The organism is Alsobacter ponti, from assembly GCF_024294805.1.
Lineage (GTDB): Bacteria > Pseudomonadota > Alphaproteobacteria > Rhizobiales > Beijerinckiaceae > Alsobacter > Alsobacter ponti.
The window spans coordinates 130,381-157,090 of record NZ_JANCLU010000006.1 but is presented as its reverse complement, the minus strand read 5'-3'; the positions used below and the strand labels follow the sequence as shown (position 1 = coordinate 157,090).

Genomic DNA, 26,710 nt, shown 5'->3' with positions numbered 1-26,710 from the left:
GCTTACCGCGTCAGCAGCACGGCGTCGGCCGGATCGAAGCCGATCCAGGCGCGCTGATGAGCCGACAGTCCCGCCTCGGGGCGGCGGGAGGCGTTGAGCCGCGACACCCGCACCGTCCCGCCGCCGGGCAGGCGCAGGCGCACCAGCGTCTTGTCGCCAAGATAGCCGAGATCCCACACCTCGGCCTCCAGCACGTTGGGCGTGCCGGCCTCGGGCGGCTCCGTCCACAGGCGCAATTTCTCGGGACGCAGGGCCAGCGTGACCGCCGAGCCCTCGGCCGGAGCCTCGCGCGCGGCCACCACGAACTCGGGCGAGGACGCGCCCAAAGCGGCGCGCACGCGCAGCCGCGCCGCCGCTCCGTCGAACGCGCCGGCCACGCCCTCGATCAGCGTGGAGTCGCCGACGAACGCCGCGACGCCGCGGGTGGCGGGCGTCTCGTAGACCTCGGCCGGCGCGCCCACCTGCACCAGCCGGCCCTTCTCCATCACGCCGATGCGGTCGGCCATCGCCATCGCCTCGTCCTGGTCGTGCGTGACCATGAGGAAGGTGAGGCCGAGCCGCGCCTGCAATTCCTTCAACTCGAAGCGCGTGTCCTCGCGCAGCTTGCGGTCGAGCGCCGCGAGCGGTTCGTCGAGCAGCAGCACAAGCGGCCTCTTGACCAGCGCGCGGGCCAGCGCCACACGCTGTTTCTGCCCGCCCGAGAGCTGGTGGGGACGGCGCTTCTCCAGCCCCTGGATCTGGACCGTCCGCACGATCGCGGCGACGCGCTCGGCGATCTCGGCGCGCGGCACGCCGTCCTGCCGCAGCCCGAAGGCGATGTTGGCCTCCACGCTCATGTGCGGAAACAGCGCATAGGACTGGAACATCATGTTGACCGGGCGGCGATGCGCCGGCACGCCGGCGAGGTCGGCCCCGTCGAGCAGGATACGGCCGGAATCCGGCGTCTCGAATCCGGCCAGCGTGCGCATCAGGGTCGTCTTGCCGCATCCCGAGGGACCCAGCAGGCAGAAGAACTCGCCCTGCGCGATGTCGAGGTCGACGCCGGCCACCGCGCGCGCCGCGCCGAAGCTCTTGGTCACGCCCTCGAAACGGATCAGCGGCGCGGGCCGGCCGGGAGGCTCAGCCATTTGAACGGCGCGCCTCGGCCAACCGCTCCTCGAGGATCTTGGGCCTGCGGATCACCAGCGCGCCGCGCGTGCGCACCACGACTTCCTCGTGGCTCAGCGACGACAGCTCGCGCGTCACCTGTTCCCGGCGGCAGCCGATCCGCGCCGCCAGCACGTGGTGGAAGGGCGGCGGAGAGACCGCCCGCTCTCCGGGCGCGCCGGGACGCTGCACGGAGAGCCGCAGCAGCTCCGAGTACAGCCTGTGCTTCACGTCGAAAATCGAGTGCTCGGTCAGGCGGGCGTTGAGGTCGCGGATGCGCGAGGTGAGCAGGCGCAGCAGCCTGTCGGCCACCACGGGCGAGGTGTGCACCGCCTCGCGGAACACGGAAGCCGGCATGATGCACATCTCGGCGTTGGTCAGCGCTGTGACGTTGGCCGAGCGCGGCGTCTCGTCGATAGCCGACAGTTCGCCGAAATACTGGCCGCCCTTCATCTCCCCCAGGATGATCTCCTTGCCCGCCACCGTGCGGATGAGGATTCGCACGTCGCCGGACATGATGAAGTAGACGTCGGAAGACAGATCCGCGAAGTCGACGATGATCTCGCCCGCGTCGTAGCGGCGCCAAGTGCAGCGGCGGTCGAACTTCTCGAAATCGAGTTCGGAGTCCTTGAAGAAAGGGACGCGCGCCAGCGTCTGCATCGGGCGAATTCTCCTGCCGCTGCGCCATGCTTATGGCCAGCCGTCGCGTCGTCAAGTGTTTGCACGGAAAGAGAATGTCATTCGGTGAACGGCCGTTTCGCCAGGCTCAAGCTTGGCCATTCCCGGTTTTTCGAACAGGTCGCCTTCGAAGTCCTCCGGGTCGCCCATGCCGCTCCATCCCTCGATGCACAGGAACGGCGCGCCCGGCCGGCTCCACAGCACGATGCCCGGCAGGTTCTCCAGCGTCACGGAGAGCTCGGCGCCCGGCGCGCCGAAGCGCAGGGACTTGCTCGCCGCGCCCAGGAAGCACAGCGCCTCCGCGCTGAAAACGTCCGAATCGACCGGCAACACGCGGCCCCGCAGCGGAATCGGCCTTGTTCGCCGTGAAAACAGGCCGCCCGGCGCGATGACCGGCACCTCGGGCCGCTCGGCGGCCTCGAACTCGATCGCGTGCGGCTTGCCCTCCGCGCCGGGCAGCGGCCAGCGGAAACCGGGGTGAAGGCCGGCCGCGTAGGGCATCGTCCCGTCCCCCCTGTTCGCCACGGAGATCTCGACCTCGATGGCCTCCGGCGTCAGCCGGTAGGCGAGTTCGAGCCGGAACGCGAATGGATAGAGCGCGCGGGTCCGCGCGTCGTCCTCGAGCGCCAGGCGCACCCGATCCGGTCCGCGTTCCACGACGGAGAAGACCGATTCGTGCGCGAAGCCATGGAGGCCGAGCGGATACTCGCGTCCGCCCACCCGCACCTTGCCGCCGCGCGTCCAGCCGACCACCGGGAACAGCACCGGACTGCAATCGCCCCACCAGCGGTCGTCGCCGTGCCAGAGCAGGTCGCGTCCGTCGACCGACCATTCCCGCAGTTCCGCCCCGTGCGACGAGACGACGGCCCGCGCCGCGCCCGATTCGAGCCTCGCCTCCTCCATGCCTCCCCCCGCTCGCCCTGCGCCGCTGCCCGCGACCGGCGTCCCGCACACTGGCCGATGCGCCCGGATTCGCCCAGCCGGAACGGCTTGGGTCTTGCGAAAGGCCCGCGCCGCCAGCCGTCGCGCCGTCGCCGCGATTTCATCCGCGAAGGCGCTGGACAGTCCCGATCCTGTTCTCTATAACCCGCCGCGTTCCCCCCGGCCCCGGCCGGCGCCACGGAACGCCCAGGTAGCTCAGTTGGTAGAGCATGCGACTGAAAATCGCAGTGTCGGTGGTTCGATTCCGCCCCTGGGCACCATTTTTCCTCGGCAAGTCAATGACTTAGGGCTCCACGTGCTCCGGGCGGCAATTTCCATGTCGTTCTTGGGTTTCGCTGGGGTGTCGAGAGCGACTTGCTTGAACGAAACGGCGTCTCACGGCACGTGACGGATCGATCTGACCGACATGCGACAAGAGCCGCAACGGGCTCTCTTCGGGCGCTGTCGAAGACGTCGCAATCCGTAGGCTGACGGTTGCCTGCCGACTCGTGCTCATAATCATCACACGGGGATTTTTGAGCACGAGAAAGGGCGAGGATCGCTCCTCGCCCCTGTGATCGCTGCGACACGGCCAACAGCTCCCGACCGTCGGTTGATCGCTGTGCAGCCAGACTACGCCGACAGCGCCACCCTTGCCTGCTGCTCGGCCTCCGATCCCTTCGGCCACTCCCACGCTGATCGCGGCTTGTGCGCCTTCGCCAGCTCCGGGAACTTCTTCGCCTCGCGCACCGCAATCCGCAGCTTCTCGCGTGCAAGACTCGGATCGAGCTTCAGTTCGGTGCAGATGGCCTTGAGGCTCACCACGTCGGCGGCCTTGGGCGCGCTCGTCTCGGGCTTGGCGGCAGAAATCGGCTTCGCGGAAACAGCCTTCATCGTCGTCATGATCGTCCCTCCTTCGTTGGACGATCAGACCAATAAAACGAGATTTGCGGGCGTGTCAGGGAAAATCCTGTTTGGATCGACACTAAACTATTGAGTTGGGGCAAGCCTAAGGTCAGATAGCAACGCAAGCGCCTTCTCAAGGCGACCGTTGCCGGTCTTGCCGGCCTTGCGGACCTCGATCTCAGTGCGCCAGTCGGGCACTTTCTCCACGAACGCGAGCCAATGCACGGTTGCGGCAAGCTCCAGAACAGTCGAGGTGCAGCCCGCGAACTTGGCGAGGTACTTCTTGGCATCCTCCGCGCTGAGGTCGCCGAGCTGAAGAGGCTCGGGAGTTTTCGGCTGGGTCCTGAACGAGCTATAGGGTGCGCCGTCCGCAATGCGGAAGCTGACCACCTCGCTGATATTCCCCCAGAATTTCGCATCCGTGACAGCGTCGGAGATGGCCTCCGAGTACGGGCCGTAATGGTGATACTCAAACGGTGCGCCGCTCTTCATACCCAGTTGGTCGAGCAGATAGACGACCTTCTGCAAACGAATGCGGCCAACCAGCTCCCCGCCCGCCAATGCCACTGTTCCTACCACTAGATGGTCAAGTTCCGGCATGGCTGTCTCCCCTGACATTCAAGACCTTTGTTCGGTCCTCTTGGTTAATGAAGTAATAACGCAGGATCTCCTGCTCCTCATAAAGAGCAGCTACCGGTTTCGACAGAGACGCGATATCGACAACGAGCCCACCCTCACGGCGTATGTGAACACGCTTATGCGGCTTCACTGTCTCTTTCGTGGGGTCTTTGTAAATGGACAATGGCGCTCTGTCTTCGAAGACCGACTTTCCAAGTTCGCTTTTCATATTCTGATCGATAAACCTGCGTCGGGCAAAATCATGCGGCTGCGGGTTCACCATGTCGATAGCAACACCCTTCATGATACCCCGGGAGCAAATGCGCTCCGCGAAATCCCGAATCGATCCCTTTCCCTTCGCAGCTGATACCTCCAGCGCGCTCCAGACAACGGCGTCGTCGAGAGCGAAGTAGCTCTTCAGGTCGGGTGTCGCCTTGGCGTAGTAGACCCGTAGCGGGTGATAAACGGGCACAGCCAAGTCGGCCCCTCGCCCTTTGGCCGCCTCTTCGCTGAAGGCCAGCAAGAAGGCCGTCAGCATCTTCTCAATGCCGCGCGTAGTCTTGTGAAGATACACCTGCGAGTACAGGTGGAAGCGGGCAAGAATGAAGCTCTCGGCGGACTGCAGCGCCTTCTCCTCGAAGGCAAACACTTGAACAGTCTCACCGCCGCTATCCTCCGCGTCCTCGCCGCTGTTCGCCGGAACGTGGACCACGCGCAGGTTGTCGAGCAGCCAATCGAGGTCGATCGCACCTGCGCCTGAGCCGGTCATCATCCTGTCTCGTTGGAGATAGTCCAACCGATCGGCATCAAAGGAGCTGGATACAACTGAGGAATAAAGGTCCTGCTTGCTACCCTTCAGCATCTCCGCGATGTCATCGGCGATGGCTCCGTCTGCGCCGAACTCCTCCTTCAGGATACGGCGGATATCGCCGTCCTTCCGCTGGATCAGCTCGGCGGTCCAATGTTCATGGTCGCGGTATTTTTCCTTCGCAACACGTGCCTTTTCGGCGTTCTCGAACGCGTGACTGAAAGGTCCATGTCCTAGGTCGTGCAGCAGCGCTGCCAACAGTGCGGTGCGCATTCGCGACTGATTGCGCTTGTCAGCGGGCACATAACGCTCCGCCACCTTCATCAACCGCCGTGCGAGGTGGAACACGCCAATGGAGTGCGACAGGCGCGTGTGGGTTGCGCCGGGGAAGGTGAACTCCGACACGCCGAGTTGCTTCACCCGGCGCAATCGCTGGAATTCCGGGGTGTTGATCAGACGCCATGCCGCCTTATCGACTTCGTCGGAGAAGTCGAAGGTGATCAGCCCGTGCACGGGATCTCGGATCCGTTTGATCATGCGATCCATCCAGAACAAATAATGAACAAACGGCGTCATGGCAAGCGAATTTGCGCGCTCGCCGCGAGCCAAGAACCCTTTATCCGCCTGCCCACGCGCTCCAGTCGCCCCTCCCAAACGGCAGAACTGAGGGAGTCGCGTGGAGGGTGCCCTTCAGAGAGCAGCAGCCAGCGCCAAAATCGATTCTACGCAGAAACGAGTTTTGCGGGCGTCCCTATGCAACACAAGGCTGGAGCGGCCATCGCAGCTGAGAAATGAAGGCCCCGACCAGGTCGAGGCCTTCCCCTCGAGACCCTCAGCCGCACTCGGGCTGGGCGAGCAGGTTGTTGCTCCAGACCCCGTCAGCGTAGGTCTGGAGGAACTTGTTTCCCGCCCTGCTCGTGTTGACACCCACCCAGGCAGTGCGGCCGGCCGCATCCCGGGTGTAGAAGCGGTGGGACTTGCTCTCGATGAGCCTCACGATGGTCGCAACTGGGTCCTTCCAGCGGCCAACGCCGTTGGGATTGGGCCCGCCCACGTGGGTGATCGCCTCGTGAGGGCTATTGCGATCCGGCTTATTGACGCAATCGATCTGATAGTCGGCCATGGCCGCCATCTCCTTGAGTCTAGCGACCCGTCCGAAGCGCCGGGTCATTGATCTTTAAGGAGGGGCCAGCTAGAAACGTGGTGCTTAGACACGAACTAGCAGGGCTTCGGCCCCTTGGAAGCCGGCTGTTAGCGCAGCCGGCTTTCCTGCCACTTGACCTTAGGGGTCAGGTACGGCCCCTTCGGCGGCAGTTCGTCAGGATCGGCAGGAGTAACGCCGGGGTACCGGCTGCCATCCTTGATCTCAGCGATCCGGCCCTGATTCACGCCGAAGAACGCTGCGATGTCATGATGACGATCGCCCCTCAGGATCATGCCGCGGATCAGCGCCGCGTCGGACTCGGAAATGGCCAGCCCGCTGGGCTCGGCACGCGCACTCATGGGAACCTCCTTGGTTCGCTACGGGACGCCGGACTAGTGCCCGACTATCCGCATATGCCGCGTGACTCTGCCCGCGTCAAGGCCGAATTTAGCGCCAAGCAAATCCGTAGCGTGCTACAAAGTATATTTCGTATTGACCTACGGGCTTCAGTTCTGTACAAAAGTTGGCATGAAGCGCACTGACCCGCAACCGTCCGCACACGCCGTGATCGCGCGGCTTGGAGACATCTCAGAGGTGTTCGCCGGCATCGGCGTGTCGCGTGAGGACAGCGTTGAGCATCCCGGCGAAAAGTTGCCGGTCATTGGCGTGCGCCATCTTCAGGATGCTGGGGTGGCGGCTATCGCGGAATTGGATTCCGTCGGCTTTGCGTCACCTTCACGCGCCCTCGCCAATGCGGTCCACGTTGATGACGTTCTGCTAACCGGGCGGGGCACCGTCCTGAAGTTCGGGCTTGTCGGGCCGGAATCGGACGGCGCCATCGCTAGCGGCAACATTATCGTCGTTCGCCCCGGTCCAGGCGTGGTGGGGGGCGCGCTGTTCGCGCTGCTCGCCAGCGACACGTACCGGCCGAAGATCGAGGTGCTGCGGCGCGGCGCGACGACGCTGCTATCGCTGTCGCCGAAGGACATCAAGAACCTAGAGGTGACCTTACCGCCCATCGAAGAGCAGCATCGCATCGCGGCGCTCGCGATCGAGGCGCAGGCCGCTTACCGCGCGGCCCTCGAAGCCGCCGAAATCCGCCGCTCACTCGCGCGCGCCGTCATGGATGCGCGTCTGTTCGCCCATCAGACGACCGGGAAAACCGATGACTAAGCTCACCAAGGACGAACTGTTCAACAATCTCTGGAAAGCGGCGGACATCCTGCGCGGCTCCATCGATAGTTCGGACTACAAGATTTACATCTTCGGCTTCCTCTTCCTGAAGCGCCTGTCGGACCGTTTCGAGGAAGAGGCGCGCGAGAGCATCAAGGCCGGCGTGCCGGCTGAATTGGCCTACACCGATCCGGACGAGCATGAATTCTTTGTGCCCGAGCGCGCACGCTGGAGCGCCATCAGCAAGCTGACGACCGGCATCGGCGACCATCTCAACAAGGCTTGCTACGCGATTGAAGAGGCCAACACCTCAATCCAGGGTGTGCTCGCTAACATCGACTTCAATTCGGAATCGCGTCTCGGTGACGAGAAGAACAAGGAGAAGGTCCTGTCCCTTCTCATCTCGCTGTTCTCGACCATCAACCTGTCCAACTCGTCGCTCTCCGAACCGGACATGCTCGGGCGGGCCTATGAACGCCTCATCGAATGGTTCGCGGACGATGCGGGCAAAAAGGGCGGCGAGTTCTACACGCCGCATCCCGTCGTCAAGCTCATCGTGGAGGTGCTGGACCCGCGGCCGGGCATGCGCATCTGCGATCCGACCTGCGGCTCAGGCGGCATGTTGATCGAGAGCGCGCGACACGTCGCGGATATCGAGGGCAAGCGCCTGGGCGAGCCGATCAACGTCACCCTGCACGGGCAGGAAAAGAACCTCGGCACCTGGGCCATCGCCAAGATGAACCTGCTGCTGCATGGGCTGCGCGATGCGAAGATCGAGAAGGGCGACACCATCCGCAACCCGCGCCTGCTGGACGGCGATGGCAACCTGATCGTCTACGACCGGGTCATCGCCAACCCGCCGTTCTCGCTCGACAATTGGGGCGCGGATGACGTCTCGGGCGAAGCCGAGAAGCAGGGCCATAACCGCTTCGTCTACGGCATTCCGCCCAAGAACATGGGCGACATGGCCTTCGTGCAGCACATGGTGGCGACGCTGAAGCCGGGCGGACTGTGCGGCGTGGTGATGCCGCATGGCGTGCTGTTTCGCGGCTCGGGTGATGGGCGCATCCGCGAGGGGATGCTGAAGGCCGATCTGTTCGAGGCGATCATCGGCCTGCCGGAAAACCTCTTCGCCGGCACGGGCATTCCCGCGACCGTGCTGGTGCTCAACAAGGCGAAACGGCCCGAGCGCAAAGGCAAGGTGCTCTTCATCCATGCGGCGAAGGAATATGAAGAGCGGCCGCGCAAGAATGTGCTGACCGAAGACAACATCAAGCGCATCGCGGACGCCTATCGCGCGTGGACGGATGAGGACCGCTTCAGCCGCGTGGTGGACATGAAGGAGATCGCGGAGAACGACTTCAACCTCAACATCTCCCGCTACATCGACACGCTGGAGCCGGAAAAGCCGATCGACGTGAAGGCCGAACTCGACAAGTTGCGGCAGGCTGAACAGGCGCGAGACGAAGCCGTGGCCCGCATGAACGCCCTTCTCAAGGAGATGGGCTATGTCGGGTAAGGACCAAGAACACTGGACGCGCTTGCGAGGCTTGATCGTAGAACAATCACGGCGTGTGGGATCAATTTGCGCCCCCCCCGTTGCAAGCGTGACAAACAGCAACGGCATGCAGCCTGCGGAGACTACTTTCTCCCGGCAGGTCTTCAGCCGCGACCTGAGCAACTATAAGATTGTCCAAACCGGAGATTACGCGTTTAACCCGTCTAGGGCGAACGTCGGTTCGCTGGCGCGAAACGAGCTAGGGATCGATGTTTGTGTCTCTCCAATGTATACGGTATTCAAAGTTACATCTGGTGATGTTGATGCGCGGTACCTCCATGCCTTTTTGAAAAGCCGAAGATTCATCGGGCGCGTTGGGTCCAGCTTGCAGGGGTCAGTTCGCGAAGCGCTGAGCTTTGATACGCTTGAGACTTTTCCCTTCTGGCTGCCTCCGCTCGGCGAACAGCGGGCGATTGCCGATGTCCTGGGTGCGGTGGATGCGGGTATACGCAAGACTGAAGAGCTGCGCGCTCAGCTGCTTGATACAGCCGATGCCCTCGCAGAAGCTCTCTTCAAAGGGGTCGATCCTGTAACAGGAGAAAAGAACACTTCGGGTTGGAGGAGTTCGACCTTGGCTGCGGAGATGGCGACCATTCAAGTCGGCATCGTGGTCAAGCCGGCATCGTATTACGTTCCCAGCGGTGGCGTACCTGCGCTCCGCTCTCTCAACGTCAGACCCAACCGGTTGAACCTCTCTGACGTGGTCCGCATTTCGGATGATGGTCACCGCTTGAATGGTAAATCGGCCCTCCGACCCGGCGACGTCGTCACGGTAAGGACCGGCGAACCCGGCAAGACAGCCGTAATTCCGAGCGACTTCGGGCCTCTGAACTGCATTGACATCATCTTTTCTCGCCCCGGCTCGGAAATTCGCGGCGAGTACGTGAGCTACTTCATGAATTCAGGGGCGGCGAAGCGCCAGATTTCAGTTCTGCAAGGAGGACTTGCTCAACAGCATCTCAATGTCGGCGAGATGAAGCGCATCAAGATTGAGGTACCTCCGCTCCCTTATCAGGATCAAGCAATAGGCTTCTTGAATGCGCTTTGGCTTCGTTTCGAAACGGAGGAGGTGGAACTAAGCCAGCTTTGCCAACTGCGAGACGCCCTGGCCCAAGAACTCCTCTCCGGCCGCCTGCGGCTTCCCGAAAGCATGATCGCGCGGCACGCCGAAACATCGGGCCAAGCGGCATGACGACCTCCAACGAGGCGCTGGAACGCGACTGGGTGGAGGAACCGGCTGCCGACCTCTTGCGCGTGCTCTTCGACTACAAGCCGCTCAGCGGTGAGGATGTACAGCACCTCCGGGAGGGCATCGTCAGCGAGCCGGTGCTGACCGTCCGCCTCGCCGAATGCCTGAAGCGCCTCAATCCGTGGCTGGCGGACGACGGTTTGCGCCGCGCGCTCAACGCCGTCACCCGCATCGTCGCGGCAGACGTAATGGAGGCCAACGAGGCGGCGCATACGGCTTTGTCCTACGGCGTCACCGCGCCCCACACGGAGAATGGACGGCGGCAAGACCGCACGGTCCGCTTCTTCGATTTCGACGATCCCGCCGCCAACAGCTTCGAGTTCGCCCGGCAGGTTGCGATCAAAGGTCCCCGGCAGGACATCATCCCGGACATCATCGTCTATGTGAACGGGCTGCCGCTCGCGGTGATTGAATGCAAATCGCCCGCGCTCGCCGACCCGATCGGCGAGGCCATGCGCCAATTCCGCCGCTACGAGGGGCGCGACGAGTTCACCGGGCTCGGCGTGCCGCGTCTGTTCGAGACCGCGCAGGTGTCCATCGCGCTCGCGCGCGACGTGGCGAAATACGGCACGACGCTGACGCCCGTCCGCCACTGGGCGGAATGGAAGGACCCCTATCCACTCACGCTCGATCAGCTCGCCTCCCAACTCGCGCGCCCACCGACGGGGCAGGACGTACTGCTGGCCGGACTTCTGGCGCCCGCAAACCTCCTGGACCTCGTCCGCAACTTCGTGATGTTCGAGACGATCGACGGAAAGCGGGTGAAGAAGCTCGCCCGCTACCAGCAGTTCGTCGCCGTCGGCAAAGCGATCGATCGCATCCGCACGGCGAAAGACCCCAAGCGGCGCGGCGGCGTGATCCACCATACGCAAGGTTCTGGCAAATCGCTGACCATGGTGTTTCTGGCAACGAAGCTGCGGCGTCTGCCGGAGGCGGAAAACCCGACGCTCGTTATCGTCACCGACCGCACGGACCTTGACGACCAGATCACCGCCCAGTTCAAGCGCTCGGGCTTCCCGAACCCTGTCCAGGCCGAAAGCGGCAACGCCTTGCGGGATGCTCTCTCGGGCAGCGTCGGTACGACGGTGCTCACGACCGTGCACAAGTTCCACAGCGCTGTGCCGAAGCGCTCCTCGGTCATCTCTGATGCGTCGAATGTGTTCGTCATGGTGGATGAGGCGCACCGCACGCAATACGGCGCACTCGCGGCCCGGATGCGAGCCGGGCTGCCCAATGCCTGCATGCTCGCCTTCACCGGCACGCCTATCGACAAGAAGGATCGCAGCACCCGCGAGGTGTTCGGCGACTATCTGCACCGCTACCTGATCGACCAGGCCGTGAAGGACGGCGCGACGGTGCCAATCTTCTACGAGATGAGGGACGCTCGGCTGCGGATCGCAGGACGCGATATAGAAGCGGATTTGCGCGAGGCGTTTCCGGAATTGTCGGACGCGGAGCTTGAGAAGCTGAAACGTAGCGCGCCGGAGAAGCTGGCGGGCTCTCCGCAGCGGGTCGAAGCCGTCGCCAACGACATCCTGGATCATTACCGCACGACTATCGAGCCGAACGGCTTCAAGGCGCAGATCGTCACGGCGAGCCGGGACATCGCCGTGAGCTATGTGGAAGCGCTGCGCCGCATGGGGGCCCCGGAATGCGCGCTGATCATGTCCGCCTCGAATGGAGATAGCGCCCGGCTGCAGGCCCATCACCTCTCGAAACGAGATCGAGACAATCTCATCGCCCGGTTCAAGCGGAAGGACGACCCGCTCAAGATCCTGGTCGTTTGCGACATGCTGCTGACCGGCTTCGACGCCCCCGTTGAACAGGTGCTCTATCTCGATGCGCCTCTGCGCGAGCACACGCTGTTGCAGGCCATCGCCCGTGTGAACCGTACGGCGGACGGCAAGACCTACGGGCTTGTGGTTGACTACTGGGGCGACAACCGGCGCATCGCCGACGCGCTGGACCTATTCTCGGAAGAGGACGGCGTGACGAACGCGCTGCGACCGCTCTCCGACAAGGTGCAGTTGCTCGAGAGCCGCCACCGCGCCGCCATCCGGCTCTTCGAGGGCATCGACCGGAATGATGAGCGAGCGTGCCTCGACCTTCTCAAGCCCGACGACACGCTGGCGAAGTTCGAACTCGACTTTCTGCGCTTCGCGGAAGCGATGGATATGGTTCTCCCCGATCCGAAAGGGCTTGAGGAACCCTACGTCTCCGACCTCAAGTGGCTGTCACGGCTGCGGGTAACATCACGGCGCGAGCACCATTGGGTGCCGTTTGATCCGAAAGACTACGGCGCCAAGGTCGGCGACATCATCTCGAAGCATCTCACCGTCGAAGGCGTGGAGACGCTGCTCACGCGGTGGGACATTCTGGATCCCGCGTTCAAGCCGCATCTCGACAGCCTGACGTCGGCTGAGGCCAAGGCGGCGGAAATCGAACACGCCATACGCCACGAGATCCACGTCCACCGCGACGAAAACCCGACGGCCTATGCCTCACTTTGGGAGCAGCTGGAAAAGATCGTCAACAAGCGCCGGGAGGATCGCGTGGCCGCCGCGAGCGCGCTGGGGCGATTGCGCGACCTTGAGGCCCTGGCAGCTAGGGTTCCGGACGCCCGTGCAGGTAAGACTGAAAGCGCGTCGCGGTTGGACGGGACTGCCGGGCGCATTCTGCCTTTCGTAAGTGATAGGTTGCCCGCGAATGCGCGAGAAGCTGCGGCATCCGACATTGCAGCCGCTCTTGAGGGCTATGCTGGCTTTGTCGACTGGCAACAAAAAGAAGACGTTCAGCGGCAAATGCGCCGAGCGATCAAGGAGCGCCTTCGCTCTATTGGTCTCGATGCGGCCACAATAGAAGCGGCGACGGCGAGCATGATGGATGTCGCGCGAAAGAGCCTGGCCAGATGACGACGCCGACGCATGAACTCGGCTTTGGTGGTGAACTCATCCGCTTTGCCATCGAACGGACGACGCGGCGTAAGACAGTTTCGATCGCGGTTGGATATGACGGCGTGCGGGTCCTCGCGCCTTCCGACATGGACGACGCCCATGTGCTTGACATCGTGTGCAAGAAGGGGCCGTGGGTCCTACGCAAGCAAGCGGCTTACCGTGAGCTAGGTGGCACGCCCATTCAGCGTGAGTTCGTCGGTGGAGAGACTTTTCACTATCTTGGCCGCGCCTATCGGCTCCGGGTCGTGCAGGATGCCGACGCGATCACAACGCGGATCACGGCGCGTGGTACAGCGCTGATCGCTCCGGTTCTTCCCGATCTTTCGCCCATGCTTCGGCGGGCCGCAATCCGTAGCGCATTGCGGCATTGGTATCGCGACAAAGCCAAAGAGCGCTTTCCCGAACGAGCCAAAATAATTGCTGAAACTCTCGGCATTCCGCGTCCGCCGATCTATGTTGTGGATCAATCAAAACGATGGGGCAGTTGCGACGCTCGCGGCCGGATCCGACTGAATTGGCGGCTCGTGATGGCTCCCGTTTCATTGATCGATTACGTGATTGCTCACGAGGCATGCCACATCCTCGAACACAACCACACGCGTCGGTTTTGGCGATCTCTCGAAACAGTTATGCCCGACTACGAAAGCAGGATTCACGAATTGGATCGGCGCGGGTTCAGCTACGCTTGGTGAGTGGATCACATGACACTTTGGCTTGTCCGTTCCGGCAAGTATGGTGAGCGCGAAAGCGTCGCGCTCGATAACGGGTTGGCGGTCATCGGCTGGGACAACGTTCCAGATTTGGAAGCCATCAAGACCAGAGAAGAGCTCTACGCCACTCTCGAAACCAATTACCCCGACGAAAAAGGCAAGACGCTTTCCAACTGGGAAAGTCAGCTATGGCCGTTCGCTCACATAATGGCGAAGGGTGACCTTGTGGTCATGCCGTTGAAGACCCGCGCGGCAGTCGCGATCGGGCGTGTCGCTGGGCCATACAAGTATCGGACTGACCACGGTGAAATCCGCCACACGAGGGCGGTCGAGTGGCTGACAGAGGTTCCGAGAAGCGCCTTTGCGCAGGATCTACTCTACTCATTCGGCTCGTTCATGACGGTGTGCCGAGTACATCGTAATGACGCGGAAGTCCGTGTGACTTCGGTGCTTAATGGGAAAGGTGACCCAGCGCTTTCCGGAAAGCTTGGCAGCGCCAACGGACTGCCCGGACCGAAGAAGCAGGCTGATAGCGTAGCGTCCGCAGATGATGTCGCATCTCCGGTCGATCTGGTGCAGGTCGCGGATGACGCCATCCGCGCGAAGATCGCCACTGCTTTCAAGGGTCACAAGCTCTCGACGCTGGTCGGGGCAATTTTGGAGACTCAGGGCTACCGAGTCGTGGTCTCCCCACCCGGTGCGGATGGCGGCGTCGATATCGTTGCCGGCAAAGGGCCACTCGGATTTGATCCTCCGCGCCTCGTCGTGCAGGTCAAATCCCAGGACACGTCGACAGACGTGACCGTGCTTCGTGAGTTGCAGGGCGTCATGCGCCAGTTCTCGGCGGAACAAGGGCTGCTCGTCGCATGGGGCGGAGTGACAAAGGCACTCGCCAAGGAGGCCCAGCGCCTATTCTTCGAGATCCGAATCTGGGATGCAGGCGAAGTCGTCCGGGCAGTTCAACAAAGCTATGAGCACCTGAGCGAGGACGTTCAGGCCGATTTGCCACTTAAGCGCATTTGGGTTTTGGCCGAGCAGGAGTGATCTCGCCTCAACTGAGATTTCGTAGGCTCTGCCTGACCCGCCGCCACTTCCCCTGCTCAAACGTGTCATTCCGATACCAAGCCGCCTGTTCTTCGATGAACGCGGCTTCCTCGGGGTCGTCTCGCTCCAACATCGTGGCTACGAGCTGGTCGATCTCCTCGCCGGGGACGAACAGCGGCCGCACTCGGAACTCGTATGCGTGCCAGAGGAAAGTGCCCCAGATCGGCGCGGTCGCCACGCCAACGAACACCCACCATAGCCAGTTCAACATGTCGAAGCCCTCCTTCGACATGTTGATTATCGTCTACATCGCAAACTCCAAACCGAAATGTCGACGATAGTCCGTGGACGAATAGTCCACAGGACGGCGTTCTCCACCCATGGAGGACATTCGGAAGATTGTCGGTCGGAACTTACGGGAGGCTCGCCAAGCGGTGGGCCTGAGCCAAGAGGCGTTGGCCGATCAAGCCGGGATCGACCGGACCTATGTGTCTGGTGTCGAGCGCGGGGTGCGCAATCCTACCGTGACGATTGTGGCGCGGCTGGCTGAGGCGTTGGGCGTGAGGGCGGCGGACTTGCTGCGGGAGTAAGCCCGCCTATCGAGGCAGGCCGCGCCTCCGCACAGGTACTGTCTTCGCGCCGGTCTCAACCCTTGAAGACCTGCCGCCGGTGGTAGTCGAGATAAGTTTGCGCTGGCCACAGTTCTGGCCGCTCGGGAAGTCTCAGTTTCCGCTCGGGGACGAGGAGCCGCGACAGCGTGTCGGGGGCCGTGCTCTTTGCGATCAAAAGGTCGTAGTTCTCATCGACCGACAGCAAGCCTCGATCGAACATCCAATGTACAGTGGACGACAGCGCGACGCCGTTGGACACGGCGTCGGGTCCGCGATCAGCCACCGGGCGGACATGGGCGGCCTGCACCTCGGAGCGGCCGCCGCCGTTGATGATGCGCAGCCCGGTCATGGCGCAGGTATCGGCGTAGGCGGTTTTCACTGCCGCTGAAAAGGCCCGGTCCCGGAACGGGCGCGAGACAAGTTGTTCGACGATGCGGCGGTCGACCTCATAGGGGGCTTGGGCGGTTTCCCCGAAGCCGGGGTGGATCTCCTCGGGCACATCGCCGATCGGTCTTTGTCGAGGAGCCAGACCGAGCGTGTGGGAGTAACCCGCCATGAGGATGAGATCGTATTCCTCGTCCGTCATATTCCGCACGGCGCGGCCGAACGCGCCTTTGTTGGTGGAGCCGTCTTCCTTGGTCAACGCCCTCTCATAGGTGCCGAAGTTCTCGCGAAACGGAACGGCCCGCTCGAATTCAAGATAACCGCTCACCAGTGCATAGAAGTGATCCGCCCGCGACGGGTCGGGGATGATCCCGTCGATCCTCGCCGTTGCGAAATAGGCTTGGCGGCCGCCCTTGCTCAGCACGTCGCCCGTGGTGCGGCGCGGCTCGTAGTAGACGATCCAGTCTCTCACCGCGGCTTCGACCTGACGAAGGTAGGTACGGGGGAAGTGGTAGCGCTCCTCCGGCCTATCGTCGTAGGTGGGGTCGACTTTGGTGGTGAGCACTGCCTTGGTCATGTCGGGAGTGAATCCCGGCCGGCTTGCGCCGGTCAAGGATCGGCCAGTTTCGCCGAACCCTGCTTGCCGGGTGGTATCCCGCGGCGGGAGCGCGAACGGCGGCCTACGCGCACGCTACTGCGCGCAGACGCATCGATTTTTTGTCGTCGAGCGCGAATTGAAACCCAAGACTGTGGCTCGGCTCGATTCTACGGATGCACCAGCTTCAATTCGCACGCTTTTCGCCAAAGCCCGCCGCACCGACAGTCCGATCGGCATTCGCAGTGTCGGTGTTCGCGGCTCTGGAGGCGGTCCGGGATGGCGATGCTCGCCGTTCGATGATCATCGCGCGTCGCCCCGGATATGCCCTGTATCAGCTGTCGCCTATTTTCGCGATGGGCAACCAGTCGCTTCAGTGAAGATCACGGACTACGTGGCCGTCGTTGCTCTCGTCGAGGTGACGGCGGAACGCCCGCTCGCGGGACTTTAGGTCCTGCGCGATGCGCACCGTGATGCGAGCGATTACAGCGTCGCTGTCGTCCCGCCGAGCATACGCGATCGTCATCGCCATGGCCGTCACGAGGCTGTCGATCACTTCGCCGCTACGAAGGATCACGCCGCCGGAGGCCGGATCGTGAGACGCCTTGAAGATGGCGTCACAGACGGCGTCTCGGATACGGTCGCGATATTGACTGTCGAATGGAATGGTCATGGCAATCTCCTCTTTCGCAGCGTGGGCGCGGTTGTAGGTCAGCACTTTTTTAGGTCGGGTTTTGGCGGGGCCAGCGGGCTCCGAGCCGGTGCTCAAAACTCCTGGGCTACGAATAATGAGCACCGCTCACGGTGCGGCCTTGGGAGGCAGCGACCAGATCGAGGCCAAGCCCTCGCGGATCATGAGAACGCCGAGGTCTTTGGCGACGCGGCGCACGGTGATCCAGGCGAAGGAGCGGGCTTCGGCGGCGGTGCGCACGGCGCGTGAGTCACGGCCGCCACTGGCGAGGTAAGCCGAGAGGAACGCCCGAACGTCGTCGCCTTCGCGCGTGGGGCGTCCTGGTCCCTGCCCCGGCGCGGGTTGCAACAGGCGATCCGAGGTGAGGTTTTCGTCCGTGCCGAGCCACTTTACGGCGGGAACGCTGCCGGTCGCCACCAGTGTGAAAGTGAGCGTCGGCCCCAACGGTCCATAGTTCGATTTGGAATGCGCCACTGCGCGGACCTCGGCGTCGTCGGGGTGGCGGGCCATGACGAGGGCGGAACGCACGCTGCCGATGATGGAGACGGACCCGTGTCCTTGCATCAGCGCATCGCCTTGCCGGCTCTTGCGCAGGTGGCGGACGACCATGATGGCGCAATCGTTCTCTCGGGCGATGCGCGACAGGCCGACAAAGAACTGGGTCATGTCGGTCGCTTTGTGGACGTCGGCCCCCGCGCCCATATAGGCGACGAGCGGATCGATCACGACGAGGGCCGGCTCGACCTCGGCGATCTTCTGCCGAAGCAGGTCGAGCCCGGTTTCGTCGAGCGTGAAGAGTTCTTGTGCGAACCACACACGCCCATGCGAGAGATCCGCGCCGTTGGCGATGAGGCGAGGCTTGAGGACGCGCGCGGGGTCATCCTCGGCGCTGAGGATCAACACCACGCCACGTGGCGTATCGGGCGACCACGGCACGCCTCGCCCGGTCGTGAGGGCTGCGATGAGCGCCATGGTGAAGTTGGATTTCCCGATGCCGGGATCGCCCTCGATCACGCTGGCGACGCCACGCGGGAAGTAGGGCCGCAGGAGCCAGGCCACCTCTTCGACCTTGACGTCGGCGAGGTCGCCGAAGGCCTCTTCGCTCGGCGTCGGATAGGAGCCGATGCTCTTGGCGATCTTGCGCACCTCGTGTGGCGGCAAGGGCGGATCGCAAACCTCGCGATTGATCCTCGCCAGGCTTTCGGCGATGGCCTTTTCCGGAACGCCCTTGGCGCGCAGCGCCCCGGCGATGCTGGCGAGGCGCGTGTTGCGGCCGCCTTCCTTGATCGTGTCGGTCGTCGCGCCGAAATCGATCCGGAGCAGGCGGGGAGCCTTGAAGATTCGATGGTCGAGCTTGGCTGGCCGGTCGTGGCCGGAGCGCCAGCGGTAGGAGCGTCCCGACACATGCGTCGATGGCGACACCGCGATATAGCCGTTCGCGTTGTAGCGGAAATCGACGCCTTCTAGCTTGGGAGCCTTCCAGCCCGATAGTCCCTCGCAGGTGAAGACCGCATGCCGGCCTTTACCCGTGCGCTGGGACAGCGTCTCCGGGAGGTCCAGGGCGGCCACGGAGGCTTCCCCCTTCGGGCCGTCGATATCGACGATCAGGAGGTCACGGGTCGGGACCAGGCCGATATTGGCGTTGGGGTGCTTGGTCCAGATGCGCTCGATGGCGTCCACGTTGGTGGTGGCATGTTTGAACCCGTGGGGGAAGTAGCGGGTCATCGGGTGCTTGCCGGCGCTGGGGCAATTCGGGGTGCCGCAATCGCAGGCGCCTTCAGTGACGCCGAAAAGGGCGAGAATGGGATGGCCTGCTTCGGCATAGGCCAGCGCCGCCGTCTTCTTGACGCGCGAGCGCATAGCCTCCGTCAGGCGAAAGGGCTTTCGCATGGGAGTGGTCCTGAAATGGGAAGGAAGGAGAAGGCTGTCTACATGCGCCGCAGCGCGAGAGCGTCGAGATGGGCCAGCACCTCGTCCCGCCGCCACGCGATCTTGACGGGCGACAGGCGGATGCGGGCGGGGAAGGTCTTGGCCTTCTCCCACTTGATCAGCGTTGGGTTCGACGCGTGGATGCCCAGCGCCCGCAGATCCTCGCGGCTGAGCAAGACGGGTTGCATCTCAAGGACGCGCGGCGGATCGGCTTGCTTCGGCGCATCGAAGGCAGCGACGCTTTCCTTCAGCGGACGTACCTTGGCGACCGCGCGACCGGCATTCGTTCGAAGGGATATCATCGTGAGACCGCGTGAGTTGGCGTGACGAGGTCTCCTAATCAGCACAGTTAAGGGAATTCCGGGAAAGTTGCGGTAGCTGAGAACGCAGGCTGGAACAGGTCTTCTCAGCCACGGGGCGGGAGGCCTTGCTCCTGTGCGAAGCGCTGGCAGGCGGCATCCAGTTCGGCCACGAAGCTGCGCACCGCTGCGACGAATGGGGTGCCCTTCGGAAAGATCGGCTTCGCAAGCGCTTCGACGAACTCGGCGAAGACGCGGCTCTCCGGCTGCTTCACTGGCCTCTGCGGATGAAACCTCGGACTGAGATAGCAGGCGAGGTCATAGGCTCGTTCCCAGGTGCCGGTGCAGGCAGTCGTCGGTGACATCATCGCCGAGACGGAACAGCAACCGAACCTAACTGACCTGCTCATCGGAATAAGCGTGCCGCCGGTTCGTCCAAGCCGGGTCCGCGATCAGGCAGTCCGGCAGATAATTGGCTAGTTCGTCGGGTGAGACCTCGGCCAGCGAGCGGCTCTGCTCCCATAGTTCATTTTCCCGCCCGGGGAGCCTGAAATAGCGCATGAAAAGGCCTGCAAGAACGACTGTCAGCGAATGCGCTGAAGTCTCGCAGGCTGCGCCCTCTCCTGCAATTGGGCGAAGAACTCGGTGCGCTTGGCCGTGCCGCTGGCCGTTCTGACCTCGGGCACAGGTTCGCGGGCCAGCCGCGCGAGGAAGTCGGCCCACTGCTCCATGGCGTCGCGTTTTTCGCGCTCGTAGCCGTAGCGGTTGTAGATGGCTGCGACGCCGGAAATCTGCCTGGTGAGGTGGTTCAAGATCTTCTCGATCACGTGCGGCGGGACGGAAAGCCGCGCCATCCCCGAAGCGGCCGTGCGGCGCAGGTCATGGATGCGCCAGGAGGTTGGCGCGTTCACCGCTTCCTCGAGTGCAGTCTTGCAGCGCCCATAGCCCGAAACGGGCGTCTCGCCGCAGGTGGTGAAGACGAAGGTCGAGCGCATGAAACGCGGCACGCTTCGTAACTCGTCGAGAGCCATCGCTGGCAAGGGTACATCGTGCGGTCGGCCGTTTTTCGCCCGCGCACCAGGGATGGTCCAGAGCCGCCGCTCGAAGTCGATCTCCGCCCACTCCATCTCGGCCATTTCCGAGCGCCGCTGGCCGGTGATCAGCAGGAGCCGGTACATCGGCCCGAAGATCGGCCCGAGCTGGAAGGTCGCCGCCCAGAAGGCGCGGATTTCAGTGTCCGAGAGAATGCGGTCGCGTGAGATCAGCTTCGCCGGCCGCTTCATGCCGGCGAGCGGATGAATGTCGACGATGCCGCGGTCCAGCGCCCAACCGAACAGCGTCTTGAGCGTGGCGAGCGACGTGTTCACGCCCTTGGGAGCTCCCTCCTTCATGATGCGGTCGAGGACGTTGGCCACGTCGCTTCGCCGGATCTCCTTGATCGGCCTGTCGAACAGGCACGCGAGTTTTTTGAGTGTCGCCTCCTGCGCTCGCCACGTCCGGTTCTTCGGCTTGGCGTGCAGTTCGATGAAGCGGGGCACCACATCGCCGAGGGTCACCGCCTTGGGAGGCGGCTTGACGTCTTTCGGCCTACGATAGGTTTGCTGCTGAACGTCGCGCTGCACCTTGCGTGCGGCCTCGCGTGCCTCCACCAGCGAAAAGGCGGGGTATCGCCCGATCGTGTGCCGCACAGGCTTGCCGTCGACGCGGACCGAGACGAACCAGCTGATTTTGCCTTCGGTCGAGACACGCATGCCGAAGCCGGTGAGCACTTCGTCCCACACCTCGACCCTCTTCACCTTGGGCCGTGGGAAAGTCTCAACGAAACGGGTTGTGAGCCTCTTGCGCATGAACGACGCATAAGACGACGGAGCCGATCCGTCAGTCCCGTCGTTCTCGTGAAGAGGTGGCAAGCTCTGACAAGGGTTTACGCGGTTTGTCAGTCCTTGATTGGTGAATAATGTTGCCTCCCGCTCACACAGCGCGGGGCACGATGCTCGCGAGGTCATCGCCAATCTGGCGACGGCGGGCCATCAAGTCATAATCAGCCAGCAGGCCTAGGAAAAAACCATCGGACAAACCGAAATACCGAGCCAACCGCAAATCAGTGTCAGCTGTGATCGTGCGCTTGCCGAGACGATTTCGTTGATGCGACTCGGCGGAACACCGATCGCGCGCGCGAGAGCGTTTTGGCTTAGGCTCAGCGGCTTCAAGAACTCCTCATTGAGGATTTCGCCCGGTGTCGGGTTCGGCAGAAGATCAGTCGTGACAGTCGACGATTCCGACATTGCTCGGTCCTCCTTCCGCATTGGCGGCTCAAGACGCCAGATTTGGCTTGTATGGCACTTCAAGGTGCCATGGCAGACTGGCGCTCTGCACCTCTCCGGATCAGAGAAGGAATATAGTCACCATTCTGTGAGCGCGCCCACCCGGGGTGACGACTGGGGTTTCAGGAAACACGTTTCGTTCTTACGGAGCCTTACGGAACGAAACGGTCGAAAACGCACAAATCGTTGCCTTCACTAAGGAATTTACGAGTTCTAACGAGATTGAAAAACTTCCTACCTCGCTGAAAATCGCAGTGTCGGTGGTTCGATTCCGCCCCTGGGCACCATTTTCCTTCTCGCTGTGACGCTACGCGCGGCCGAACGGACCCGCGGCAGGCTCATGCCGCGTGCGCGGCGGACGAGCGAGCCCCCACGAACTACGCGTGGCCACGGCTCGGCCGCCGGTCGGCGCTCAAAATCCGATGTCCGGCAAGGATGGGAAACACTGGGCGCGGGCCGGTGGGCGGGCGCTTACAGTTCGTCCGAAGCTTAAGGTGTAAAAGGTTTTCGGCCTTGCTATGCGGGGCCCATGGCTTACGCGTTCCTCGCCCTCGTCATCCTCTTCGTGCTCGGCGCGAGCTGCTGGACGCGGCGCTCCGACCCGCTCCGGCGCACCGGGCTGGGCGGAGATGGGGCGCGCACTGCCGCCTCCGACTGGTTCGCGCCCTCCGACTGACAACCGAGCCCGCTTCGGGCTGGCTTCAGCCCTTCAGCTTCGCCGCGGCGGCGTTGAGCTTGTCGCGGTCGCCGCCGATGCGGTCGATGAGCTTCTGGGCCTGGTCGCGGCTGATGCCGTGCTTGCGCGCGAAGTAGCCCACCTCGTAGGGCTCGTCACCCGCCACCGTGGCGCGATCCCGCGCGCCGCGCTTCGACTTGTCGTCCGCCATCGTCGTCCTCCTGGCCGTGCTCCTGCTTTCGCAGCCCAAACGCGCGAGGGCGTCCAAAGGGTTCCGCGCGCGCCGGCGGCCGCTTCCGGCAGACGACGGTGGACCGGCCGCGCGGCGCGTTGCAGGCTGCCTCGCGCAGAGGATCGGGAGGGAGCGTCGCGCCGTGTGCAATCTCTACAGCCTCACCAAGGGCCAGGCCGCCATCGTGGCGCTGACGCGCGCGCTTCGCGACACGACGGGGAACCTGCCTCCCCTGCCCGCCATCTTTCCCGACCAGATGGCTCCGGTCGTCATCAACGCCCCGGACGGCGCGCGCGAGCTGGCGATGCTGCGCTGGGGCATGCCGTGCCCGCCGGCCTACGGCACGCAGGCCGTCACCAACATCCGCAACACGAAGAGCCCGCACTGGCGGGCCTGGCTGAAGCCGGCAAATCGCTGCCTCGTGCCGTTCACCTCGTTCTGCGAGTACGAGGACACGAAGCCGCGCAAGACGCCCGTCTGGTTCGCGCTGGACGAGAGCCGGCCGCTGGCGTTCTTCGCCGGCATCTGGACGCCCTGGCGCGGCGTGCGCGGCCCCAAGTCCGCACCGGTGGAGGGCGAGCATCGCCTGTTCGGCTTCCTGACCACGGACGCCAACGCCGAGGTCGGCGCGGTCCATCCCAAGGCGATGCCGGCGATCCTCACCGGCACCGAGGAGATCGAAGCCTGGATGACCGCGCCGGCGGCCGAAGCCGTGGCCCTGCAGCGTCCCCTGCCCGACGGCGTGCTGCGCGTCGTGGCGCGCGGAGACCGGCAGGACGGGCTCGCGCCTGCGGGGTTGGCGTTTTAAGGCGGGAGGTAGGCCGCGGCTGCGGCGGAGTGGTGGGCGGTGAGGGACTCGAACCCCCGACCTACTCGGTGTAAACGAGACGCTCTACCAGCTGAGCTAACCGCCCCTTCGCTCTCTTAGAGCATGACGGGGGAAAGTGTGAGCGGATTTACGCGCTCCGGGCGGCGGGGCCCGCAGGCGCGCCGCGCGGGAGCGAAGGGACGACCGCGCGGCCGTCCCTCCCCGGCGGCCTCAGCCGTTCAGCGCCGACTTCAGGCCCGCGCCGGCCTTGAACTTGGCGGCGCGCGACGCCTTGGTCTGGATGGTCTCGCCCGTGCGCGGGTTGCGCGCCTCTCCGGCCGGGCGGTCGGCGACGAGGAACGTGCCGAACCCGACCAGGCGCACCTCGTCTCCCTGCTTCAGCGTGTCGGTGATGGCGCCCAGCATGGCCTCGATGGCCGCCGAAGCCTGCGGCTTGCTGAGCTGCGCCTGGTCCGCCACGGCGGCGACGAGATCGCCCTTGTTCATCGGGAATTCTCCTTGTCCTTGAAATGGTCACGTCGAGCAATCGACGGTGCGCGGCTTCTTTCAGGTTTAGGCGCGCATTTCAAGCATTGACATCCCGCATTCCCCAGGAACGCCAGGGTGTCGCGCATAAAAAAGTCCCCGGCGTGAGCCGGGGACTCTTGACAATTAATGGCGAAGTTTAGTGAGCGATCATGCCTGCACTTTCCTCGTCGCCGATCGACTTCGGCTTGAGGGCGGACAGATCTTCTTCCCACTTGATCGGTTCGGGCTGGCGAACGAGCGCGTGCTGGATGACCTCCTCCATGCGCGAGACCGGCACGATTTCCAGGCCGTTCTTCACGCTGGCCGGGAGATCGGCCAGGTCCTTCACGTTCTCCTCCGGGATCAGCACCTTGCGCACGCCGCCGCGCAGCGCCGCCAGGAGCTTCTCCTTGAGCCCGCCGATCGGCAGCACCCGCCCGCGCAGCGTCACCTCGCCCGTCATCGCGATGTCGTGGCGCACCGGGATGCCGGTGAGCACGGACACGATGGCGGTCGCCATGCCGATGCCGGCCGAGGGGCCGTCCTTCGGGGTCGCGCCTTCCGGAACGTGGACGTGAATGTCGCGCCGGTCGAACAGCGGCGGCTCCACGCCGAAATCGACGGCCCGGGAGCGGACGTAGGACGCCGCCGCCGAAATCGATTCCCGCATCACGTCCTTCAGGTTTCCGGTCACGGTCATCTTGCCGCGGCCGGGCATCATGACGCCCTCGATGGTCAGCAGCTCGCCGCCCACCTCGGTCCACGCCAGCCCGGTGACGACGCCGACCTGGTCCTCGGTCTCGGTCTCGCCGTAGCGGAACTTCGGAACGCCGAGGAAATCGGGCAGCGACTTGTCGGTGACGCCGACCTTCTTCTTCTTGGTGAGCAGGATCTCCTTCACCGCCTTGCGGGCGAGGTTGGAGATCTCGCGAGCCAGGTTGCGGACGCCGGCCTCCCGCGTATAGCGGCGGATCAGCATCTGCAGCGCGGCGTCGTCGATCGACCACTCCTTGTCGGCCAGGCCGTGCTTCTTCTGCGCCTCCGGGATGAGGTGGCGCCGCGCGATCTGGACCTTCTCCTCCTCGGTGTAGCCGGCGATGCGGATCACCTCCATGCGGTCGAGCAGCGGAGGCGGGATGTTGAGCGTGTTCGCCGTCGTCACGAACATCACGTTCGACAGGTCGTAGTCGACCTCGAGGTAATGGTCGTTGAACGAGCTGTTCTGCTCGGGATCCAGCACCTCCAGCAGCGCCGAGGACGGGTCGCCGCGGAAGTCCATGCCCATCTTGTCGATCTCGTCGAGCAGGAAGAGCGGGTTGGACGTCTTGGCCTTGCGCAGCGACTGGATCACCTTGCCGGGCATCGAGCCGATATAGGTGCGCCGGTGGCCGCGGATCTCGGCCTCGTCACGCACGCCGCCGAGCGACATGCGCACGAACTCGCGTCCCGTCGCCTTGGCGATCGACTTGCCGAGCGAGGTCTTGCCGACGCCGGGAGGGCCGACGAGGCACAGGATCGGGCCCGTCAGCTTGTTGGCGCGCTGCTGGACCGCCAGGTACTCGACGATGCGTTCCTTGACCTTGTCCAGGCCGTAGTGGTCGTTGTCGAGGACGTCCTGGGCGGCGGCCAGGTCCTTCTTGACCTTGGACCGCTTGCCCCACGGCAGCGACAGCATCCAGTCCAGATAGTTGCGGACGACCGTCGCCTCCGCCGACATCGGCGACATCTGGCGCAGCTTCTTGACCTCGGCGATCGCCTTGTCGCGCGCCTCCTTGGTCAGCTTGGTCTTCTCGATCCGCTCCTCGATCTCGGCGAGTTCGTCCTTGCCGTCCTCGTCGCCGAGCTCCTTCTGGATCGCCTTCATCTGCTCGTTGAGGTAGTACTCGCGCTGGGTCTTCTCCATCTGGCGCTTGACGCGCGAGCGGATGCGCTTTTCCACCTGCAGCACGGAGATCTCGCTCTCCATGAAGCCCAGCACCTTCTCCAGGCGCTTGGCGACATCGGTGATCTCGAGCACGTCCTGCTTGTCCGTGATCTTCACGGCGAGATGCGAGGCGATGGTGTCGGCGAGCTTGGAATAGTCGTCGATCTGGCCGACGGCCGCGACGACCTCGGGCGACACCTTCTTGTTGAGCTTCACATAGCTCTCGAACTCGCTGACCACCGAGCGGGCGAGCGCCTCGGCCTCGACCCGGTTGGGGACCAGATCCTCGAGCGCCTCGGCCTCGGCCTCGTAGTACTCCTCCGAGCGGACGTAGGAGCGAACGCGCGCGCGCCCGACGCCCTCGACCAGCACCTTGACCGTGCCGTCGGGGAGCTTGAGCAGCTGCAGAACGCTGGCCAGCGTGCCGATCGTGTAGATGGCGTCCGTCGCCGGGTCGTCGTCCGCCGCGTTCTTCTGGGTGGCCAGAAGGATCAGCTTCTCGCTCTTCACGACCTCCTCGAGAGCCTTGATGGACTTCTCGCGGCCAACGAAGAGCGGAACGATCATGTGGGGGAAGACGACGATGTCGCGCAGAGGCAGCACGGGATGCGTGTCGACCGACCCCGGCGTGAACTCAGGACGCTGTCTGGTAGTCGTCATTTGAACCTTCGCCTTTCTGGTGCGCTCGCGAGGACCTCCGGTATGGACCGCCCGGCGAACGAGATGCGCGGCGCGCGGAACATTCCGCGCGGGGCGCGACGCACCCGGCCCCTCCAGACCATTCGGCCTGTTTGATGAGC

At 63.8% G+C, this 26,710-nt stretch carries 27 protein-coding genes, 2 tRNA genes and 1 pseudogene; 10 read left to right on the top strand and 20 right to left on the bottom strand.

The features are described 5' to 3' along the window. Positions 1–2: 2 nt before the first annotated feature. From NK718_RS08390 to NK718_RS08380, 3 genes are read right to left on the bottom strand one after another with little or no spacing between them, the layout of a single operon-like run. Positions 3–1,127 carry an ABC transporter ATP-binding protein gene (locus tag NK718_RS08390; protein ID WP_254740550.1) on the bottom strand — a complete coding sequence of 375 codons (1,125 nt, stop codon included), beginning with the start codon at positions 1,125–1,127 and terminating at the stop codon, positions 3–5. Continuing rightward, positions 1,120–1,806, bottom strand: coding sequence for a Crp/Fnr family transcriptional regulator (locus NK718_RS08385; RefSeq protein WP_254740548.1), 687 nt, complete (start codon positions 1,804–1,806; stop codon positions 1,120–1,122). Before NK718_RS08385 ends, NK718_RS08390 begins: the two co-directional genes overlap by 8 nt. A gap of 51 nt (positions 1,807–1,857) precedes the next feature. Continuing rightward, entirely contained in the window at positions 1,858–2,727 is an 870-nt protein-coding gene (locus tag NK718_RS08380; protein WP_254740546.1) for an aldose 1-epimerase family protein, read from the bottom strand. Positions 2,728–2,950: 223 nt separating this feature from the next. On the opposite strand from NK718_RS08380, the gene NK718_RS08375 reads away from it, so the two are divergent. Further along, a tRNA-Phe gene (locus NK718_RS08375) sits at positions 2,951–3,026 on the top strand. Positions 3,027–3,378: 352 nt separating this feature from the next. Here NK718_RS08375 and NK718_RS08370 read toward each other — a convergent pair. The 5 genes from NK718_RS08370 to NK718_RS08350 form a co-directional block, all read right to left on the bottom strand. Continuing rightward, positions 3,379–3,648: a hypothetical protein gene (locus tag NK718_RS08370; RefSeq protein ID WP_254740544.1), complete on the bottom strand. Its 270-nt coding sequence runs from the start codon at positions 3,646–3,648 to the stop codon at positions 3,379–3,381. Between the two features lie 87 nt (positions 3,649–3,735). Continuing rightward, positions 3,736–4,251: a hypothetical protein gene (locus NK718_RS08365; RefSeq protein WP_254740542.1), complete on the bottom strand. Its 516-nt coding sequence runs from the start codon at positions 4,249–4,251 to the stop codon at positions 3,736–3,738. Beyond that, on the bottom strand, positions 4,238–5,614 hold the full coding sequence (locus tag NK718_RS08360; protein WP_254740540.1) for an HD domain-containing protein: 1,377 nt from the start codon (positions 5,612–5,614) through the stop codon (positions 4,238–4,240). The genes NK718_RS08365 and NK718_RS08360 overlap by 14 nt, the downstream gene beginning before the upstream one ends. A gap of 295 nt (positions 5,615–5,909) precedes the next feature. Next, positions 5,910–6,200, bottom strand: a complete 291-nt coding sequence (locus NK718_RS08355) for a DUF3892 domain-containing protein (RefSeq protein ID WP_254740538.1) — start codon at positions 6,198–6,200, stop codon at positions 5,910–5,912. Positions 6,201–6,328: 128 nt separating this feature from the next. Then, entirely contained in the window at positions 6,329–6,580 is a 252-nt protein-coding gene (locus NK718_RS08350; protein WP_254740668.1) for a hypothetical protein, read from the bottom strand. A 169-nt stretch (positions 6,581–6,749) separates the two neighbouring features. On the opposite strand from NK718_RS08350, the gene NK718_RS08345 reads away from it, so the two are divergent. From NK718_RS08345 to NK718_RS08320, 6 genes are read left to right on the top strand one after another with little or no spacing between them, the layout of a single operon-like run. Then, positions 6,750–7,394: a restriction endonuclease subunit S gene (locus NK718_RS08345; protein WP_254740536.1), complete on the top strand. Its 645-nt coding sequence runs from the start codon at positions 6,750–6,752 to the stop codon at positions 7,392–7,394. Beyond that, positions 7,387–8,913, top strand: coding sequence for a type I restriction-modification system subunit M (locus tag NK718_RS08340; RefSeq protein ID WP_254740534.1), 1,527 nt, complete (start codon positions 7,387–7,389; stop codon positions 8,911–8,913). The genes NK718_RS08345 and NK718_RS08340 overlap by 8 nt, the downstream gene beginning before the upstream one ends. Beyond that, a complete protein-coding gene (locus NK718_RS08335; protein WP_254740532.1) occupies positions 8,903–10,144 on the top strand; it encodes a restriction endonuclease subunit S in 1,242 nt (413 codons plus the stop codon). The genes NK718_RS08340 and NK718_RS08335 overlap by 11 nt, the downstream gene beginning before the upstream one ends. After that, entirely contained in the window at positions 10,141–13,113 is a 2,973-nt protein-coding gene (locus NK718_RS08330) for a type I restriction endonuclease subunit R (RefSeq protein WP_254740531.1), read from the top strand. The genes NK718_RS08335 and NK718_RS08330 overlap by 4 nt, the downstream gene beginning before the upstream one ends. Then, on the top strand, positions 13,110–13,847 hold the full coding sequence (locus NK718_RS08325; protein WP_254740529.1) for a M48 family metallopeptidase: 738 nt from the start codon (positions 13,110–13,112) through the stop codon (positions 13,845–13,847). Before NK718_RS08330 ends, NK718_RS08325 begins: the two co-directional genes overlap by 4 nt. A gap of 9 nt (positions 13,848–13,856) precedes the next feature. After that, positions 13,857–14,909, top strand: coding sequence for a restriction endonuclease (locus NK718_RS08320; protein ID WP_254740527.1), 1,053 nt, complete (start codon positions 13,857–13,859; stop codon positions 14,907–14,909). A gap of 7 nt (positions 14,910–14,916) precedes the next feature. Here NK718_RS08320 and NK718_RS08315 read toward each other — a convergent pair whose 3' ends face one another. Then, entirely contained in the window at positions 14,917–15,201 is a 285-nt protein-coding gene (locus NK718_RS08315) for a hypothetical protein (RefSeq protein ID WP_254740525.1), read from the bottom strand. Positions 15,202–15,289: 88 nt separating this feature from the next. On the opposite strand from NK718_RS08315, the gene NK718_RS08310 reads away from it, so the two are divergent. Continuing rightward, the gene (locus tag NK718_RS08310) at positions 15,290–15,499 is read left to right on the top strand and encodes a helix-turn-helix domain-containing protein (protein ID WP_254740523.1); all 210 of its coding nucleotides are present in this window, start codon (positions 15,290–15,292) and stop codon (positions 15,497–15,499) included. A gap of 55 nt (positions 15,500–15,554) precedes the next feature. Here NK718_RS08310 and NK718_RS08305 read toward each other — a convergent pair whose 3' ends face one another. The 7 genes and pseudogenes from NK718_RS08305 to NK718_RS08275 form a co-directional block, all read right to left on the bottom strand. Continuing rightward, positions 15,555–16,481: an HNH endonuclease gene (locus tag NK718_RS08305; protein ID WP_254740521.1), complete on the bottom strand. Its 927-nt coding sequence runs from the start codon at positions 16,479–16,481 to the stop codon at positions 15,555–15,557. Between the two features lie 391 nt (positions 16,482–16,872). Further along, entirely contained in the window at positions 16,873–17,172 is a 300-nt protein-coding gene (locus tag NK718_RS08300) for a hypothetical protein (protein WP_254740519.1), read from the bottom strand. A gap of 126 nt (positions 17,173–17,298) precedes the next feature. After that, positions 17,299–19,050: a bifunctional DNA primase/polymerase gene (locus NK718_RS08295; RefSeq protein WP_254740517.1), complete on the bottom strand. Its 1,752-nt coding sequence runs from the start codon at positions 19,048–19,050 to the stop codon at positions 17,299–17,301. Positions 19,051–19,118: 68 nt separating this feature from the next. Next, positions 19,119–19,307: a helix-turn-helix transcriptional regulator gene (locus NK718_RS08290; RefSeq protein ID WP_254740516.1), complete on the bottom strand. Its 189-nt coding sequence runs from the start codon at positions 19,305–19,307 to the stop codon at positions 19,119–19,121. A gap of 218 nt (positions 19,308–19,525) precedes the next feature. Continuing rightward, positions 19,526–19,693: a hypothetical protein gene (locus NK718_RS08285; RefSeq protein ID WP_254740514.1), complete on the bottom strand. Its 168-nt coding sequence runs from the start codon at positions 19,691–19,693 to the stop codon at positions 19,526–19,528. A 309-nt stretch (positions 19,694–20,002) separates the two neighbouring features. Next, positions 20,003–21,265 (bottom strand): tyrosine-type recombinase/integrase, encoded by a 1,263-nt coding sequence (locus NK718_RS08280; protein ID WP_256515500.1) that lies wholly within the window; start codon positions 21,263–21,265, stop codon positions 20,003–20,005. A 124-nt stretch (positions 21,266–21,389) separates the two neighbouring features. After that, positions 21,390–21,703, bottom strand: a pseudogene (locus tag NK718_RS08275) (HigA family addiction module antitoxin). A gap of 568 nt (positions 21,704–22,271) precedes the next feature. Here NK718_RS08275 and NK718_RS08270 point away from each other — a divergent pair. Continuing rightward, positions 22,272–22,418 carry a hypothetical protein gene (locus NK718_RS08270; RefSeq protein ID WP_254740510.1) on the top strand — a complete coding sequence of 49 codons (147 nt, stop codon included), beginning with the start codon at positions 22,272–22,274 and terminating at the stop codon, positions 22,416–22,418. A 25-nt stretch (positions 22,419–22,443) separates the two neighbouring features. Here NK718_RS08270 and NK718_RS08265 read toward each other — a convergent pair whose 3' ends face one another. Continuing rightward, a complete protein-coding gene (locus tag NK718_RS08265) occupies positions 22,444–22,629 on the bottom strand; it encodes a DUF3606 domain-containing protein (RefSeq protein ID WP_254740508.1) in 186 nt (61 codons plus the stop codon). A gap of 163 nt (positions 22,630–22,792) precedes the next feature. Between NK718_RS08265 and NK718_RS08260 the strand changes: the two genes are divergently transcribed. Next, positions 22,793–23,458, top strand: a complete 666-nt coding sequence (locus NK718_RS08260) for an SOS response-associated peptidase (RefSeq protein ID WP_254740506.1) — start codon at positions 22,793–22,795, stop codon at positions 23,456–23,458. A gap of 30 nt (positions 23,459–23,488) precedes the next feature. Here the strand turns inward: NK718_RS08260 and NK718_RS08255 are convergent. The 3 genes from NK718_RS08255 to lon form a co-directional block, all read right to left on the bottom strand. Further along, positions 23,489–23,564, bottom strand: a tRNA-Val gene (locus tag NK718_RS08255). A gap of 125 nt (positions 23,565–23,689) precedes the next feature. Further along, entirely contained in the window at positions 23,690–23,965 is a 276-nt protein-coding gene (locus NK718_RS08250; RefSeq protein ID WP_254740504.1) for an HU family DNA-binding protein, read from the bottom strand. Between the two features lie 178 nt (positions 23,966–24,143). Then, positions 24,144–26,570: an endopeptidase La gene (lon, locus tag NK718_RS08245; RefSeq protein ID WP_254740502.1), complete on the bottom strand. Its 2,427-nt coding sequence runs from the start codon at positions 26,568–26,570 to the stop codon at positions 24,144–24,146. Positions 26,571–26,710: the final 140 nt, after the last annotated feature.

What these genes read in the sequence shown, in the direction of transcription:
- NK718_RS08305 (WP_254740521.1), bottom strand. Translation starts at nt 16,481, where the DNA reads ATGACCAAGGCAGTGCTCACCACCAAAGTCGACCCCACCTACGACGAT.
- NK718_RS08380 (WP_254740546.1), bottom strand. Translation starts at nt 2,727, where the DNA reads ATGGAGGAGGCGAGGCTCGAATCGGGCGCGGCGCGGGCCGTCGTCTCG.
- NK718_RS08345 (WP_254740536.1), top strand. Translation starts at nt 6,750, where the DNA reads ATGAAGCGCACTGACCCGCAACCGTCCGCACACGCCGTGATCGCGCGG.
- NK718_RS08310 (WP_254740523.1), top strand. Translation starts at nt 15,290, where the DNA reads ATGGAGGACATTCGGAAGATTGTCGGTCGGAACTTACGGGAGGCTCGC.
- NK718_RS08350 (WP_254740668.1), bottom strand. Translation starts at nt 6,580, where the DNA reads ATGAGTGCGCGTGCCGAGCCCAGCGGGCTGGCCATTTCCGAGTCCGAC.
- NK718_RS08390 (WP_254740550.1), bottom strand. Translation starts at nt 1,127, where the DNA reads ATGGCTGAGCCTCCCGGCCGGCCCGCGCCGCTGATCCGTTTCGAGGGC.
- NK718_RS08360 (WP_254740540.1), bottom strand. Translation starts at nt 5,614, where the DNA reads ATGATCAAACGGATCCGAGATCCCGTGCACGGGCTGATCACCTTCGAC.
- NK718_RS08370 (WP_254740544.1), bottom strand. Translation starts at nt 3,648, where the DNA reads ATGACGACGATGAAGGCTGTTTCCGCGAAGCCGATTTCTGCCGCCAAG.
- NK718_RS08330 (WP_254740531.1), top strand. Translation starts at nt 10,141, where the DNA reads ATGACGACCTCCAACGAGGCGCTGGAACGCGACTGGGTGGAGGAACCG.
- NK718_RS08295 (WP_254740517.1), bottom strand. Translation starts at nt 19,050, where the DNA reads ATGCGCTCGCGCGTCAAGAAGACGGCGGCGCTGGCCTATGCCGAAGCA.
- NK718_RS08265 (WP_254740508.1), bottom strand. Translation starts at nt 22,629, where the DNA reads ATGGCGGACGACAAGTCGAAGCGCGGCGCGCGGGATCGCGCCACGGTG.
- NK718_RS08335 (WP_254740532.1), top strand. Translation starts at nt 8,903, where the DNA reads ATGTCGGGTAAGGACCAAGAACACTGGACGCGCTTGCGAGGCTTGATC.
- NK718_RS08340 (WP_254740534.1), top strand. Translation starts at nt 7,387, where the DNA reads ATGACTAAGCTCACCAAGGACGAACTGTTCAACAATCTCTGGAAAGCG.
- NK718_RS08365 (WP_254740542.1), bottom strand. Translation starts at nt 4,251, where the DNA reads ATGCCGGAACTTGACCATCTAGTGGTAGGAACAGTGGCATTGGCGGGC.
- NK718_RS08300 (WP_254740519.1), bottom strand. Translation starts at nt 17,172, where the DNA reads ATGACCATTCCATTCGACAGTCAATATCGCGACCGTATCCGAGACGCC.
- NK718_RS08290 (WP_254740516.1), bottom strand. Translation starts at nt 19,307, where the DNA reads ATGCAACCCGTCTTGCTCAGCCGCGAGGATCTGCGGGCGCTGGGCATC.
- NK718_RS08355 (WP_254740538.1), bottom strand. Translation starts at nt 6,200, where the DNA reads ATGGCCGACTATCAGATCGATTGCGTCAATAAGCCGGATCGCAATAGC.
- NK718_RS08325 (WP_254740529.1), top strand. Translation starts at nt 13,110, where the DNA reads ATGACGACGCCGACGCATGAACTCGGCTTTGGTGGTGAACTCATCCGC.
- NK718_RS08315 (WP_254740525.1), bottom strand. Translation starts at nt 15,201, where the DNA reads ATGTCGAAGGAGGGCTTCGACATGTTGAACTGGCTATGGTGGGTGTTC.
- NK718_RS08280 (WP_256515500.1), bottom strand. Translation starts at nt 21,265, where the DNA reads ATGCGCAAGAGGCTCACAACCCGTTTCGTTGAGACTTTCCCACGGCCC.
- NK718_RS08270 (WP_254740510.1), top strand. Translation starts at nt 22,272, where the DNA reads ATGGCTTACGCGTTCCTCGCCCTCGTCATCCTCTTCGTGCTCGGCGCG.
- NK718_RS08320 (WP_254740527.1), top strand. Translation starts at nt 13,857, where the DNA reads ATGACACTTTGGCTTGTCCGTTCCGGCAAGTATGGTGAGCGCGAAAGC.
- NK718_RS08250 (WP_254740504.1), bottom strand. Translation starts at nt 23,965, where the DNA reads ATGAACAAGGGCGATCTCGTCGCCGCCGTGGCGGACCAGGCGCAGCTC.
- NK718_RS08385 (WP_254740548.1), bottom strand. Translation starts at nt 1,806, where the DNA reads ATGCAGACGCTGGCGCGCGTCCCTTTCTTCAAGGACTCCGAACTCGAT.
- lon (WP_254740502.1), bottom strand. Translation starts at nt 26,570, where the DNA reads ATGACGACTACCAGACAGCGTCCTGAGTTCACGCCGGGGTCGGTCGAC.